Source organism: Bifidobacterium sp. B4079 (assembly GCF_026537385.1).
Taxonomy (GTDB): Bacteria; Actinomycetota; Actinomycetes; order Actinomycetales; family Bifidobacteriaceae; genus Bombiscardovia; species Bombiscardovia asteroides_I.
In genome coordinates, this window is record NZ_JAFNMH010000005.1 from 33,309 (window position 1) to 48,399 (window position 15,091).

The following is a 15,091-nucleotide window of genomic DNA, read 5'->3' on the forward strand; positions in this document are numbered from 1 at the left end:
GAAAAGACGAACAACGGCCTGGTGGCCGGAGAAGGAATAATGGCAGAGGACGATATAATTTCGGCCGCGGACAGCGGTCAGCACGAGCAGAAACGGCGCGATAAGCACACAGCCAAGCAGATCAAAAAACAGCAGGCCGCAGCAAAACGCAAGGCCCGCAAACAGAACCCCCGGCAGCATCGGGGCTGGAGCGAGCGCCTGCACCTGACCGACATCAACGTGGTGGACAGATCCACCCTCAAGCGGGCCATCGCCGGCACCGTAGTCGGTAACTTTATGGAATGGTACGACGTGGGGGTCTACGGCTACCTGGCAGTCACCATCGGCCGCGTCTTCCTATCCAACGCATCCGATGCCGTGCAACGGCTCTTCTCTTTGGGCGTCTTCGCTGTCACCTTCATCGCCCGTCCCCTGGGTGGCGTGGTCCTGGGCCAGCTGGGCGACAAGGTCGGCCGCCAGCGCATCCTGGCCTTCACCCTGCTGAGCATGTCAGCAGCCACCCTGCTGATCGGCCTCCTGCCCAGCTATGCGGCCGTCGGTCCCCTGGCACCCATCCTGCTCATCCTGCTCAAACTGATCCAAGGGTTCTCTACAGGCGGCGAGTACGCGGGCGCCTCGACCATGGTCACCGAATACTCACCTGACCGGCATCGCGGCTTTTTCGCTTCCCTGCTGGATGTAGGATCCTACTTGGGCTACGCTTTCGGGGCTGCTTTGGTCTCCCTGCTGGAATTCTCCATTTCCCCTCAGGCCATGCTGGCCTGGGGCTGGCGCATCCCCTTCATCATCGCTCTCCCACTGGCCGCCATCGCGGTCTACTTCCGGGCCAAGGTCCAGGACACGCCCGCCTTCCGCCAAGCTCAGGATGCCAGCGACGAGAAGACCAAGAGCCAGCACAAGGGCCTGTTGGATCTGATCCGGGGCTATTGGCGGGAGCTGCTCATGGCCTTCATCCTGGTGGCAGCGGCCAACACCCTGAGCTATACGCTGACCGCCTACATGCCCACCTACCTGTCGGGCACCCTGCACTACAACACGGCCCAGGCCAACCTGCTCTCCCTGCCGGTCCTGCTTATGGTGGCCTGTTGCATCCCCATTACCGGAGCCCTTTCCGATCGCTTTGGCCGCAAGAAGGTGCTGTTCATGGGGGCGATCACCGGACTCTGTCTGTCCCTGCCGGCCTTCCGACTGCTGGAGCATGAGACTACAGGTGCCGTCTTCGGCGGACTGGTCCTGCTGGCCATCCCGGTCATCTTCTTCGTGGCCAATCTGGCCTCCACCCTGCCGGCACTCTTCCCCACTGCTTCCCGTTACGGCGGCATGGGACTGTCCTACAACCTGGCCGTAGCCGTCTTCGGCGGCACCGCGCCTGTCATCATGGAAGGGCTGGTGACCGCGACTGGCAAGTCCCTGGCACCTGCCTACTGGATCATGTTCACCTCGACCTGCGGTCTTGTTACCGTGCTCTTCCTGGCGGAGACCGCCCGGCGCCCCATGCCCGGCACCTTGCCTACTGTGCTCAACCGACAGGAGGCACGCGACTTGGTGGCAACCCAGGACCGCAACCCCGACCTGGACGTGAAGACCATCATCAAGGATGCCGAAGAGAGCGGAGTGCGTAAGACGCCAAAAAAGCTGGCTGCCGAAACGCGCAAACTTCTGGGCATTCCCCGCTCCGGAGACAAGAAAGCCCATTAGGTAAAACAACCGAAGGATGCTGAACCCTCAACGAAAACCGCAAAGTCATAGCACTTCGTGAACCTGACATGCTGCCTCAGCTGATGCGCCGAGGAAGGTGGCGTTATTCCAGCCACCGGGTAAGTCATCGCCAACATCCAGATTCGAGGCCTTTGCGCCTTTCAGCCCATGACGACATCCCTCGGTATCCAAACGGGAAGAGTGGATGGAGTTCGAAGAAACTTCCATCCACTCTTCCCGGCTTTAGGCCATCCGTGATTCAACTCCTACATAAGCCGCACGTGATTCTTCCCTGGCATCAGCCCCTCCAGAGGGCCAGGTACCGGGGCGTCCACACGAACGACGCCAGTCAGGTCCCTATCTACGGCAATTGGGTTGCCATCTGGGGCCTCATAACGTTCTTCGGATATGCGCGGCGCTCCCAACATAGCGGTATCGACAATGCGGCAACTCATGTGGAACATGGCCTCAGGTAATTCCCCATCCAGCCAAACAGATCCGTCGCGATCTGTTACGACTTTGAATCTCGGATTATCCTGAACTTTGCAGGCATCTATATCCTGAGAGCATGGCTGTGCACCATTGAGATAGACGTTGCGGTCGATATAGGCAGGCTGCTTCACTCGTTCGAAAAGCTCAAGGTCCCCGGGACCATGAGCATGAACCAGTTCCCGGTATTCGTCCATGCTGCCTGGGCAACCCTCATAGGTCTCTGTTCCCCTGGTAGTCACCCCAGGCAGATAGGCCTCTCCTCCCACGAATATGTTCTGATAGATCCGGTCGTCACCTCCATAGACACAGGCCGTACCGGCGACGGTGGTCGAATGTGGCAAATGGTAGGGGGTGAACCGGTCAAGGACATCGCGGCGCTGGGTGGACCCGAAGAACAGGTTGTGCACAAAGGCGGTACCCTGTGCCACATTGTCCAGATTGTATGCCGAGGCGAACACATTGTTGTCGACCAGACAAGGGCCGTGAGTGACTTCAATCATGAAATCCCGGATATTGTCATTGAAAACATTCGAACTCACCCGCGTCCCCTGGGCTTCCCAATCCAGCCAGATTCCCAGTGTGGAACCATGGATGTGATTATGCCGGATAATCACATCAATTGCGGTATGCAGTTTGATTCCGGCTATCTCATGGCCGAAGAATTCATGTTTATTGCCAATATCATGGATGTCATTGTCCGCAATCACTGAACGGATGCAACCCAGGTGCCCTACGACTCCATTCTGGCCACAGTCGTGGATATGGTTATTGCGCACGAGATGCGAACCGACGGTCTCCATATCCCACCCGGCATGGCGAGCGCGAAAAACCGTCTCCAATTGCGTCTGATACCCGGGCTTATACCCCCACCGGGTGGATTCGCTGTCACCAGTGGACCAGTCCTTGCCCAGAGAAACTGCACTGCACCTGGCATCGTGCAGATCATTTCCCTCAATGACCCATCCCTTTGACCAGTGAGTGCCGATCAAACCCTGCTGGTCACCAGTGGGGGGAGCCCACTGGCAGGCAGCCTGGGCCATCTCGAATCCAGTCACTGTTATGTAGTTGATGCCGGTACGCAGTGGGTAGAAGCAGGTCGGTCGCACATTGATCTCCACTAGACTGGCGTTCGGATCACACCCTTGAAAATTCGCCCAAATACAGGTTGTCCGATCCCCGACCTGCGCATACCACTGATAGACCGTATCCTCTGGATGGGCCACTGGCTCCTCCTCCTTGACCCAGTCGGGTCCGAAACCGGTCTTTCGCACTTGGGGATTGTGCACTGACTCCACATCCGAAGCCTGGTACATCGACTTCCCATTGATATAGACCTCGCCGAGAGACATATTCCATGTACTCGGCCGTTCCAGCCAGTCACCTTTGAGGGGGGTCGCAAAGGGGTTGAAGCTTCCGAACAAGCTGTTGTCGATTTCGGCCGTCCACACTGAATTCCCACGGTCCTGCCAGCAGCTGACAAGCTCTGAACCCTTTATCACCGGATGTTCGCCCGGAGCGGCGGTATAGGTAATCCGGGTATACCGATCCTTTCCACCGTTGATTGGATTCACGCTTTCCCTGTATGTGCCAGCATGCACCATGACCACATCGCCGGCCAGAGCCACATCGGCTGCCTGCTGAATGCTGCGAAAAGGCCTTTCCCGGCTGCCATCGCCGCAGTCACCAGAACCTTCCTTCACATGCAGAACGCGGCTCCCAGTGTCTGATCTCATTTTTCCTCCTTGAAGATACAGGAATTAAATCAATCGACTAATTTGCACTTAGTAATTACTAAGTATATAGTAATCATCGACTCCCGACGACGGAAGCCCTCGGGATTCAGCCAAACCGAAGAGAAGATAGGACTCAAAGAGGAGACTGACATGAAACAATCGGGCAAACTCATTGCAGCCATAGCATCCACGGCCATGCTACTAGGAGCCTGCGCCTGCGGTTCCAAGCCCGGAAGCTCGTCGGGCAGCAAGGCGGAAGGCGCCAATGTGACGACCTGGGCTATGACGGACGCACCCTGGGACCCCGTAAAGGATGCCTTCAAGGAATGGAACAAGAACCACAAGGATGCCCAGATCAGCGAAGAAAGCTTTGCCAATGACGCATACAAGGAGAAAATTCGCACCGCAGTCGGCTCAGGCAACGCCCCTACTTTCTTCCCCAGTTGGGGAGGGTCGCCGCTGACCGACTACACCAAGAGCAAGGCAATCATCGATCTGACTCCCGAGCTCAAGACCGATATTCAGAGTAAGGTGCTTGATTCGGTTTCGGCGGAAGGTTTCCGAGACGGCAAGCTCTATGCCGTACCCACAGGACAGGCCCAGCCTGTTCTGCTGTTCTACAACAAGAAAGTGCTCAAGGAGGCGGGCATCGGCTCGGCCCCAAAGACATGGGACGAACTGATCGCTGATGTCTCAGCACTGAAAGCCGCAGGCAAGACACCTATCTCGCTGGCGGGTGGCAGCAAGTGGCCATACCTGATGTGGGCTGCGTACCTTGTCGACCGCATCGGAAGCCCTGAAGTCTTCGACAATGTGCTCAAGGGTAAGAAAGACTCCTGGAGCGATCCTGCGGTGACCAAAGCCATGACGATGATTCAGGAGCTGGTCAGGGCAGGCGCTTTCGGCGATTCCTACCAGTCATTGACCGCCGATGACCGGAAAGACACTGCACTCATCACCACTGGGCAGGCGGGCTTTGAACTCATGGGGTCTTGGGTGTATTCGGACCTGATCAGCATCAGCAAGGACTTCACCTCCAAGGATCTGGGCTACGCCCCCTTTCCGACCGTCGAGGACGGCAAGGGCGACCCCAATGACCTGACAGGAAATCTGTCCAGTTACTGGCAGCTTTCATCAAAGGCCAGCAAGGAACAGAAGAAGACCTTCGTAGACTTCATTAAGACCAAGAACTATTCCGCTACCATGGTCGATGCCATGCTCAAACAGGGGCAGGTCCCTCCGGTGAAGAACATCGAATCCAAGATCAAAGCTGCTGACGATGGTTCAGGCTACTACCCCTGGCTATACCAGGCCGTAAAAAAGGCTCCGAACTATCAGCTCTCCTGGGATGTTGCACTTCCCTCTGAACAGGGCCAGGCCATACTGAACAATCTGGAACAAGTGTTCCTGAACACCATGTCTCCTGATCAGTTCGTTTCGGCGATGAATAAAACGATCAAATAGCTCCCAAGGTACAAACAAGCTATGAGAGGAGCGCTATGAGGAAAACACGTCAAAGGAGCATGGAGAAGACCCTGCACAAGGGGCCATCATTATGGTATGCTTTGCCGGCCCTGCTGCTGTTCGGTCTATTCGCGGCAATTCCCCTAGTAGGTGTGGTCATCCTGTCCCTGACCAACTGGGACGGACTGGGGGCGGTTACATGGAATGGCATTGGCAACTGGATCAGAATGCTCCATGACCCGCTGGTACTCAATGGTCTGAAGCTCACTGTGATACTCACCGTTGTCAGCTGGCTGGTGCAAACCCCCATCTGTATCCTTTTGGGTGTCTTTATGGCAGGAAAGCAGCGGTATAGGGCTTTCCTGTCGGTATTCTACTTCATTCCGCTCCTCTTCTCGTCCACTGCGGTCGCCATAGCCTTCAAGAACCTTCTGGATCCACAATTCGGCCTTGGGAAGGCTTTTGGGTGGAAGTGGCTCGCGCACAACTGGCTGGGCGATCCCAACACCGCCCTCTGGACCCTGATCGTTGTGGTTTCCTGGTGCTTCATACCATTGCATTCGTTGCTCTATCAGGGTGCTGTACGGCAGATACCCCAAAGCCTGTATGAGGCAGCTATGCTAGATGGAGCAGGGACTGCACGCCAGTTCTTCTCCATCACCCTACCGCAGATCAAATATACCTTTGCCACCGATTCGACCCTGATGATTGTGGGATCGCTGACCTATTTCGATCTGGTCTATGTCATGACCGCAGGCGGGCCGGGAAATGCCACGCGCATTCTTCCCTTGGACATGTATCTCAAAGGTTTCAAGAGCTATGACATGGGTGGAGCGAGCGTCGTGGGGGTCATCATCCTCGTCATGGGCATTGTCATATCGCTCCTGCTCAACAAGCTATCGGGTTCCGACAAGATGGAAAGCCAGATGGAGGGAGTCTGATGATCAGGATCAAAGGAAAGCAAATCAACATCGTCGGAGGACTCCTGGGCTGGATCTGGCTAGCCGTCGTTGTGGTGCCCGTATACTATATGTTGGTAACATCGGTCCGGAATCAGAACGATCTGTTTTCCCAAAACCCGCTTTCGTTGCCAAGCCATGTTACTTTTGACGCATATCGAAGAGTCTTCCAGAATCACTTCCTCAAATACATCTGGAATTCGGTCTTCGTCACGGTCGTAACCGTAGCCATAATTCTGCTGGTCACTTTCATGGTGGCTTACATGATCGTGCGCAGAAACGACAAGTGGTCCAGGCGGATCTACAAGTTCATCATCACCGGCCTGGCCATTCCCATGCAGGCCGTGATCATCCCGGTGTATTACCTCATTATCCGCATCGGCCTCTATGACACTTTGTGGGCCTTGATCCTGCCGTCAGCGGCCTTTGCGATCCCCATCTCGGTAATGATATTGACCAACTTTCTGAGAGACATACCCCAGTCTCTCTTCGAGGCCATGTCAGTGGACGGGGCCAGTGAGTTCATGACCATGACGAAGCTCGCCGTCCCGATGGTCAGGCCCGCAATCATTACAGTGGCTATCTATGATGGCCTGAATGTCTGGAACGGTTTTCTCTTCCCGTTAATTCTGACCCAGTCGGCAGATAACCGCGTAATACCCCTTTCGCTCTGGCTTTTCCAGGGACAGTTCACCGTAGATACACCAGGAATACTGGCAGCAGTGGTTGTTTCGGTGCTGCCGATCCTGACGGCCTACATCTTTGGCCGCAAACAGATGGTTGCAGGCTTAACAGCAGGGTTCAGCAAATAATTCTAAAGGTAGCGCAGCTGAAAGGACGGATTATCCTGATATAAGTAGATGCATCAAGTAAATTGGATACGGATACAATGCTGTTGGTACACGTCGACTTTCTCAGAAGGATGACAAATGAATAGGCGAAAGCGTTCTACTTCGTCACCGCGAATGTCGGCCGATCAACGCAGGACAAGCATTCTGAAATCAACCATCGCCTGTATTTCGAAGTTCGGTTTCTGGGGTTTTACTATACGTGATGTGGCGGAAGCTGAAGGAGTAACTGAGGCAGGGCTTCTGTACTACTTCAAATCCAAAGAGGAACTTCTCGTCAAAACTCTGGAATATGCCGACAGCATCAACGCAGAAGCCGTCGCCAAACGCCTTGGTGTCAGTGAAGAAACCGATATTTCAGATGGACTGGGATACCACGGTAATTTCAGTCTCAAGACCCTGACCACTGCAACTGTGGAGGCGAACGTCTCCCGACCGCAATTGGTCAGTCTATATATCGTCCTTCAAGGCGAATCCCTGGAAGACAACCATCCCGCCCACCAGTTCTTTCTTGATCGTGAGCAGAAAGTTCTTCACGAGTATGCTTACGTTGCCAAGAGGGACGGGCTTGAGAACCCCGATCGAATAGCCTTGCAAACGCTCAGTGCCATGGACGGGCTCCAGCTGCGGTGGCTGACAGGCGGTAAAACCATGGATTTTGTTGATGAATGGAAACGCTTCATCAACATCATCATTCCCGACTGACCCATAGCCGTGATTAGCGGCAGAAACATCGCAACATCAGCATCAAGCCGGATGATTGACCAGATCCCGCTCGATCCAGGCCATGACCAGACTGGCCAGGGCATCAACCTCTGCATCGGTCAGAGCCCGGCCGCGCGGGATGCGATGCCAGCGCTCGATGCACCCGCGGCAGCAGGTGGCCGTGGCATGCTGGGCCGTGAAGACCGGATGCCCGCGGTAGGGGGTCTGCTTGCCATCCTTCAAAGGGTGGGCAGGCCCCACGCGCTTGGCCAGCATCTCATGGGCGTGGCGGTCGATGGTATTCCTGCCCTTGGCGCGGGCGTAAGCGCGATCCCTGGCCGATAGAGAGAATCCAGCGCGGAAACGCGAATGCTCCAATCTGGCAAGAGTGTCCTGAATCCAGGCCTCATCTGCTCCAACTGACGCTGATCCGCTGCTGGTCATTCCCTGCTCGCCTCCATGTTCAGCCTTACCAAAGAGTCTGTACCCAGGCAAGGTTTCCCATGCGGAATAATTCACCGAACATGGCACCAACGGGGACCAGTGTCGGGGGTAGGGTGAAGACAGTACCTATATTCATCAACTATCCGACCCGCCATGATCCGTCATGTCCGGGTCACGAACAAGGGGGCTTCATGGCCAAAAGCAAGATGACTGTAGCCGAAATGATCGGGCTCTTCCTCACCCCTGACGCACCTGTGCAGGTGACCGCCTTCGACGGGTCGGTCTTCGGGCAAGAGCAAGCGCCGCTGCATCTGGAAGTCAAGAATTCCCGTGCCATGTACTACATCGCGGAAAATCCAAATGATCTGGGTCTGGCTCGGGCCTACCTGCAAGGCGACCTGGATTCTCCCGAGCTGCTGCCAGGCAACCCCTACCAAGTCCTCAAGGAACTGATGGGCCTCAAGCACTTCGTCAAGCACCCCAGCAAGCTGGATCTGGCCCGGGCAGCTGGGGCCGTCTTCTCACATGGAGTGCGTGTACCCGAGCCACCCGCCATTGAGGGGCCTTCCCTGGCCAAACGACTGACCGAGGGCATCCGCCCCCATACCCGCCGGGGCGACGCAGCCACGGTCAGCTACCACTACGACCAGTCCAACGACTTCTACCGGCTCTTCCTGGGCTCCTCCATGACCTACACCTGTGCTGTCTTCGAGAAGGAGGACGACAGCCTGGAGGACGCTCAGTGGCATAAGCTCAACATGGTCCTGGACAAGATGCGCCTGAACAAGGGCGACCGTCTGCTGGATGTGGGCTGCGGCTGGGGCTCCATGGAGATCGCGGCCGCCCGCCGCGGCATCCACGTCATCGGCGTGACTCTGGCTGAGGAGCAGGTCGAATGGGCCCAGAACTGGATCCGCCAGGAGGGTCTGCAGGATCTGGCCGAGGTCAGGCTGATGGACTACCGCGACGTGCCCGAGTCCGGCTTCGACGGGATCTGCTCCATCGGCATGATGGAGCATGTGGGTTACAAGCAGTACCCCTCCTACTTCAAGGAGATGATGGACAAGCTTCGTCCAGGCGGCATCCTGCTCAACCACCAGATCACCCGCACCAACTCCCACGACCACAAGCGGGCGGGCGGGTTCATCGACCGCTACATCTTCCCCGACGGCGAGCTGGCCAGCCCAGCCGAGATCGAACTGGCCATCCAGGATACCGGCTTCGAGGTCATCACCCAGGAGAACCTGCGTCAGCACTATGCGCTGACCCTCAAGCACTGGACTGAGAACCTCCAGGAGCATTGGGACCAGGCCAAGCCTATGGTGGGCGCGCCCAAGGCGAGGCTCTGGGGCCTGTACATGGCCGGCGCGCGGCTCAACTTCGAGCTCGACAACATTCAGATACACCAGTTCCAGTGCATCAAGCCCGATCCTGAGACCGGCACGGACACCTACCCCCTGCGGCCATGGTGGGATCGGTAGTATAAGGGCCTGCTGAAAAGGGGCGAGGAGTCGAATCCTCACCCCTTTTTGTTTCCGCCACCGTACAGCCCGGTTTTCAGGATGACCTGTCCGCCGAAGCCTCCAGCCGGGCCAGATCCAGGGCTTTGTTGAAGGCATCCGAGGTCCAGCTGGCTCCAGCCACCTTGTCCACTTTGAGGTCCTTGAGCGGGCGCCCTTGGACCACTCCAGGCACAGCCCGAGCGAAGCGTTCCATATGACCGCGCGAAATGGGCGAGTCCGAATGCCCCTGAATCTGGACCCGGCTCACCTGGCCTCCCGACAGGTCCAGATCTACATCGATGCTTTCAGCCCCATCACGCCCGTACTTGCCCGTCAGAGCGTAAGTGCCGTCGTGATAGTTGCCCGTATCAGCCGGAGCGGTCGGCAGTCCATCGCGGGAGACGGCCGTGGGCTTGCCCTCGCCTGCCGCACCGGATCCTTCCGCTGACCCTGGAGCAGAACTGGACTCTGCGTTTGATCCGGCGAACTCGTCGTCCATGGGCTTGGCCTGCTGGCTTCCGCAGCCGCCTAGGAGGGAGCCGACCGCCACCAGGGTCGCCAATGTTGCCGAGGCCGTGACCAGCCCCCGAGACTTGCTTGTGGCCATCTCAGCGTTCTCCTTCTGACTCAGCGGCCGATCCCGGCAGAGACCCACCTGTCTTGGCCATTTTAGTGGGGTCATGGAAGCCCACGGGAATATCCTGGTCACCGATGTCGCCAGGAGCCCCGCTGAAGGCCGGCCGGCCTCCGGCTGCCAGGTAGGCCTGCTTGGCCTCCTCATCATTCCACTGCTCACCGGCCAGCACCCCGTGGTTGAGCATGATCTCCCGCTGGGCGCATGAGGCCACCAGAGCATCGTGCGTGACCACGATCAGGGAGGTTCCTTGGTCATGCAATTGCCTAAAGAGGTCCAGCACGATCCGCTCATTGGCCTCGTCCAGGTTGCCAGTGGGCTCGTCAGCCAGAATCAGCTTGGGCTCATTGATCAGCGCCCGGGCCACGCAGACCCGTTGCTGCTCGCCGCCCGAAAGCTGGCTGGGCAGGTGGCGGGCTCGATCCGCCAGACCCACCCGGTCCAAGGCCTTCAGGGCCTGGTCCTCATCCACCACCGAGTGGTAGTACTGGGCCACCATGACATTCTCCAGGGCAGTCAGATGCGGGACCAGGTAGAACTTCTGGAAGACCAGGCCGATCACGTTCTTGCGCACATCGGCCAGCTGGGACTGGCTCAGATCCTCCAGCGGCCGCCCCTGCAGACGGACCGAGCCGCGGCTGGGCGTATCCATGCAGCCCAGAATGTTCATCAGCGTGGTCTTGCCTGAGCCGGAAGACCCCACTACGGCCAGCCACTGACCTTGCGGGACGCTCAGGTTCAGATCATCCAAGGCATGCAGATCGCCGTAGATCTTGGATACATGGTCCAGGTCCAGCAGCATGCCGCCGCCTGACTGGGACTCGCTCGCCTTTGCCTGCGTCATTGTCATTCCTCCCTCAGAACTAGGGCCGGGTCGATACGCGAAGCCCGGAGGACCGGCCGGATAGATGCAATCATGGATATGGCCACGCTCAGCAGGACCGTGCCCAAGGCCAGCCACCAGTTGAAGCCCAGCGGCCGCTGGAAGACCGACAGGCAGAGCAGTCGGGCAAAGCCATAGCCCAAAGCGGTGCCGATCAGGCCTCCAGCCAACCCGTAGCAGGCCGACTCAGCCAGAAACTCCATGGCTATCCCCCGCGAGGAGGCACCCAGGGCCTTGCGCAGACCGATCTCGCTGCGCCGCTGAGAAACAATGGAAGCCATGGTGGTCCCCACGCCCACAAAGGTCAGGGCCAGCACCACCACTGAAACCAGCCAGAAGAGCGACTGGAGCATGGCGATGGTATGGCTGTCGCCTGCTGTGATCCTGGCGACCGGCCGGGCCTTGACCCCCATGGAGGTCATGTCGTTGATGCTAGCAGCGATGGCTTTCAGACCTGAGGTCATGGTGTTGACCGAGTATTCGATCACATCGGTACCCCGCCTGGCCCCGGTCAGGAGCTCCAGATCGGACAGGTCGGCGTAGATAATGCGATCCTCGGGGCCGCCAGTATCGACAATGCCACCCACGCGAAAATCACGACCCTGCCCCCCGGCTTTGCCTGTGAAGGTGGACTGCCCGGCCGGATAACCAATAGTTATTGGTTTGCCAGTGGTCAGCCCCAGCGAATCTGCCAGATCCCGCCCCACCATGACCGAACCAGGCTTCGGCCAAGCTCCTTCCACGCTCCAGTGACGGTTGAGCTGGCGCACCTGGTCTGGGTGGATGCCGGCCATCACGCGGGCGCCGGCATTGACCTGCACCGTCTCATATCGATAAGTAGCGTACTGTGCCGGAGCCTTGGCGGTCACCATATGGGTGGTGTGGTCCACCATGCCCTGTTCAATGCCGGCCCCGGACCTATTGCCCCCCTGGATGGGCGAGACGACCAGGTTGGCCCCGTAGGAGCGCATCTCCTGGTTGATCTGTCTAGGGGCCTCGATGCAGACCGCCGCCAGGCAGAAGAGGGTGGCGGCACCCACCAGAGAAGCCACCACGGCCATCAGGGCCCGGCCCCGACGGCGGAAGACGGCCCCGAAAAGCATGGTCAGGAACATGCGGGTGTTGGTCATATGGCTCTTATGGCGATCAGCGGCCATGAAGCACCTCCGCCGGCCGAAGCCGCAGAATCGATCTGATGGACGAGATGGACGCCAGCAGCACGGTCAGGGCCAGCAGCACGAAGACCAGCACGAAGACCATGGGCCTCATGGTAATGCCCGAGCCGAAGACCACCCTGCCTACGATCTGAGCCACGCCAGAGCCCAGCAGGACGCCGACCAGAGCCCCAACCAGGGCGATCAAGGCCGTTTCGGCCAGCACCAGTCTGGACACGGCCCCATCGGTGGCGCCCAAGGCCTTGAGCAGGGCGAACTCCGAAGACCGCTCGCTTATGGATGACGCCATCAGATTGGCCACGGCGATGGCCGCCGCCAGCAGGCTGAGCACAGTCATCAGGATCATGACTGCCTGAGTCTTCTGCAGAACGTCGCCCTGCAGAGCTGCCACCTGTCTGACCTGCTTGGCCATGGACCCGGGGATGGCCTCCTCGATCTGGTAGGCGATGGATGAGGGGTAGGCCGTGCAGTACCAGGTCTCCCACTCGTCCTGGGAGAGGGCAGCAGGGTTTCGTGCGGCCTTGCGGGCCAGGTCGTTCTCGGGCGTGGTCAGGGCCTTGACCTCCACTTGGTCGATCTGATCGGTCAGGCCGGACATCTCCTGCAACGGCCGGGTGGGCAGGTAGAGGGAGGAGGCATCAGAATCACCGGAGTCGAAGATGCCCACAATGGTGACAGTCTGTTGTTTACCATCCAGACCCACCTTGACCTGGTCGCCAACCTGACGGCCACCCAGTCGTGCGGCCAGCTCTTTGCCCATCATGGCCTCGGTCCTGCCGGCGGACCCAGCCTCGTCCTTGGGCCAGCGACCTTGAACCTTCCACCAGGGCCGAAGACCTTTCAAACCTACGGCGCTGCTCTCGCCGCTATCGACCTTGACGGTCCGGCCGAACCAGGTGCCCACCAGGGGAGCGCCGACCTGGTCCACGGTGCCGCGAAGATCCAGACGGGGGGCAAAGTCGGTGATGTTGTAGGCCCAGAAGATGGTCTTGATCCTGGGCACTTGGGACTCCTTGAGGAAGGCGGTTGGCGTTGACTGGTCGCCATAGAGGTCAGAGACCACAGCATCCGCCTTGGCCTGGACCGTGATGTTGGATCCGTAAGTGGACAGTTCTGCGTTGAGCTTGTCACCTACATCGAAGACCACTCCCAGCATAGCCGTAGCCACGCAGGCCGACAGGCAGACCGTGACGGCGATGAGCATTCTTCGCCCGAACTGGCGGCTGAATGACCGCAGCATCATTCGCATGAAGAACATACCAACCGCTCCTTCCCTATCTCAGCTCTTGAAGTGCGAGGACAGAGCGTCCAGATCGGCGGTGCTGATCAGTATGGCGCCCCGGCCGGTTTTATAAGGCAAGGGAACGGGATTGCAGCCGCCCTTGAACCCGATGGTGGCCAGGTTGATGGCTACGTCGCACTTCTTGCAGATAATCTTGCCGTCTTTTTCGTAATAGCCCGCATCCCCGCAGTTCTCGCAGGCATCCAGCCCGACCCCATAGGCCGCGCCATTCTTGCGGATGATGATGAAACGCATCTCGGTGCCGTCCTTGGCCCGGTAGCTGAATCGATGCAGGTGGCCATCCTCCACCTGAGAGAAACGAATGGCGGCCGTATCGGAGGTCAAGGAATACCGCTCCGGAGGCGAGAGCACAGGCACCTGGTGGGCTTTGGCCGTCCCCATCGTCAGGGCCAGGGTGACGCCGATCATAGCCACCAGGCTCCAGACCGCTGATGCCAGGGCCCTTCGGCGGAAGGCCCGGTGGCTACGGTCGTCGGCTGTGGAGGCTCCGGTCACCGGCATGCGCCAGCCTGCAACCAAACAGGCGAAGACTGGAATGATGAAGACCAGGACCTGGGCAAGAACCAGGATCAGGTCGGCGTTGTACCCCAGGGCCATGACCCGGAAGGCCCAGCCGTGCAGAAGAACCAGGCCGGTGGTCTGCATCAGGGCCACCAGGGCTACGCCGTGCCGGACCAGCAGCAGGACCACCATGAGCAAGGCGGCCAGGCGGAAGGCTATCCGGGGGCAAGAAGTATGCATGGTCCTCAGAATGGCAGCCACCGTCACAGCGGCAGCCAAGCCGAGCAGGAAGCCCAAGGCCCGCAGGAGCATGGCCGAGGTCAGCACAGGCTCCCCCGGCTCGACAAAGGCCGTAAGCTGCAGGATGACATCAGGCAGGGCGCGGAAGGTGGTTAGAGCTATGGCCAGGGCCGCCAGAGCGTTGGCCAGATCCATGGCCCAGGGGCGGTGATGCCGGTCCATGACCAGTCGGTCTGCGGCCAGCACCACCGCAATGGCAGCCAGGTCGGCCAGAACACAGGCTACCAGGGTCGGATAGTTGACCATAGTCCGCCGGTTGATGATCACGGTGGCGCGCAGGAGGGCGAAGACCAGCGCCCCCAGCACGCCGACCCCCAGGCCGATCAGCCGCCAGGAGGAGGAACGGGGCCGATCACGGCCCTCGCCAACCCCTAGCAGCACGCTGAAAACCATGGCCAGAAGGGCCGGGGCCAGAGTCCCCGGCAAGACCGTGACAAATTGCTCAAGCAT

13 protein-coding genes are annotated in these 15,091 nt (G+C 58.9%); 6 read left to right on the plus strand and 7 right to left on the minus strand.

Going from position 1 to position 15,091, the window contains the following annotated elements; translation table 11 throughout:
- Positions 1-39 precede the first annotated feature (39 nt).
- A complete protein-coding gene (locus tag J3T95_RS08670; protein ID WP_267451130.1) occupies positions 40-1,698 on the plus strand; it encodes an MFS transporter in 1,659 nt (552 codons plus the stop codon).
- Between the two features lie 266 nt (positions 1,699-1,964).
- On the opposite strand, the gene J3T95_RS08675 is transcribed toward J3T95_RS08670, so the two are convergent.
- Entirely contained in the window at positions 1,965-3,923 is a 1,959-nt protein-coding gene (locus J3T95_RS08675; RefSeq protein ID WP_267451131.1) for a right-handed parallel beta-helix repeat-containing protein, read from the minus strand.
- A gap of 150 nt (positions 3,924-4,073) precedes the next feature.
- On the opposite strand from J3T95_RS08675, the gene J3T95_RS08680 reads away from it, so the two are divergent.
- The 4 genes from J3T95_RS08680 (at position 4,074) to J3T95_RS08695 (ending at position 7,899) form a co-directional block, all read left to right on the plus strand.
- Positions 4,074-5,387 carry an extracellular solute-binding protein gene (locus tag J3T95_RS08680; RefSeq protein WP_267451132.1) on the plus strand — a complete coding sequence of 438 codons (1,314 nt, stop codon included), beginning with the start codon at positions 4,074-4,076 and terminating at the stop codon, positions 5,385-5,387.
- Between the two features lie 35 nt (positions 5,388-5,422).
- On the plus strand, positions 5,423-6,328 hold the full coding sequence (locus J3T95_RS08685) for a carbohydrate ABC transporter permease (protein WP_267451133.1): 906 nt from the start codon (positions 5,423-5,425) through the stop codon (positions 6,326-6,328).
- On the plus strand, positions 6,328-7,158 hold the full coding sequence (locus J3T95_RS08690) for a carbohydrate ABC transporter permease (RefSeq protein WP_267451134.1): 831 nt from the start codon (positions 6,328-6,330) through the stop codon (positions 7,156-7,158). The genes J3T95_RS08685 and J3T95_RS08690 overlap by 1 nt, the downstream gene beginning before the upstream one ends.
- 117 nt (positions 7,159-7,275) lie before the next feature.
- Positions 7,276-7,899 (plus strand): TetR/AcrR family transcriptional regulator, encoded by a 624-nt coding sequence (locus J3T95_RS08695; RefSeq protein ID WP_267451135.1) that lies wholly within the window; start codon positions 7,276-7,278, stop codon positions 7,897-7,899.
- Between the two features lie 42 nt (positions 7,900-7,941).
- Here the strand turns inward: J3T95_RS08695 and J3T95_RS08700 are convergent, their stop codons facing one another.
- Positions 7,942-8,343 carry a DUF4186 domain-containing protein gene (locus tag J3T95_RS08700; protein ID WP_267451136.1) on the minus strand — a complete coding sequence of 134 codons (402 nt, stop codon included), beginning with the start codon at positions 8,341-8,343 and terminating at the stop codon, positions 7,942-7,944.
- 191 nt (positions 8,344-8,534) lie between these two features.
- Here J3T95_RS08700 and J3T95_RS08705 point away from each other — a divergent pair, with 191 nt between their 5' ends.
- Complete coding sequence (locus J3T95_RS08705; protein WP_267400830.1) at positions 8,535-9,824, plus strand: class I SAM-dependent methyltransferase; 1,290 nt, start codon at positions 8,535-8,537, stop codon at positions 9,822-9,824.
- Positions 9,825-9,900: 76 nt separating this feature from the next.
- On the opposite strand, the gene J3T95_RS08710 is transcribed toward J3T95_RS08705, so the two are convergent.
- The 5 genes from J3T95_RS08710 to J3T95_RS08730 are packed head-to-tail and all read right to left on the minus strand — an operon-like array spanning position 9,901 to position 15,091.
- A complete protein-coding gene (locus tag J3T95_RS08710; protein ID WP_267451137.1) occupies positions 9,901-10,452 on the minus strand; it encodes an FMN-binding protein in 552 nt (183 codons plus the stop codon).
- 1 nt (position 10,453) lies between these two features.
- Positions 10,454-11,281, minus strand: coding sequence for an ABC transporter ATP-binding protein (locus J3T95_RS08715; RefSeq protein WP_267451146.1), 828 nt, complete (start codon positions 11,279-11,281; stop codon positions 10,454-10,456).
- Positions 11,282-11,325: 44 nt separating this feature from the next.
- Positions 11,326-12,492, minus strand: coding sequence for an ABC transporter permease (locus J3T95_RS08720; RefSeq protein ID WP_267451147.1), 1,167 nt, complete (start codon positions 12,490-12,492; stop codon positions 11,326-11,328).
- A gap of 16 nt (positions 12,493-12,508) precedes the next feature.
- Positions 12,509-13,795 carry an ABC transporter permease gene (locus J3T95_RS08725; protein ID WP_267451138.1) on the minus strand — a complete coding sequence of 429 codons (1,287 nt, stop codon included), beginning with the start codon at positions 13,793-13,795 and terminating at the stop codon, positions 12,509-12,511.
- A 21-nt stretch (positions 13,796-13,816) separates the two neighbouring features.
- Entirely contained in the window at positions 13,817-15,091 is a 1,275-nt protein-coding gene (locus J3T95_RS08730; RefSeq protein WP_267451139.1) for a DUF2318 domain-containing protein, read from the minus strand.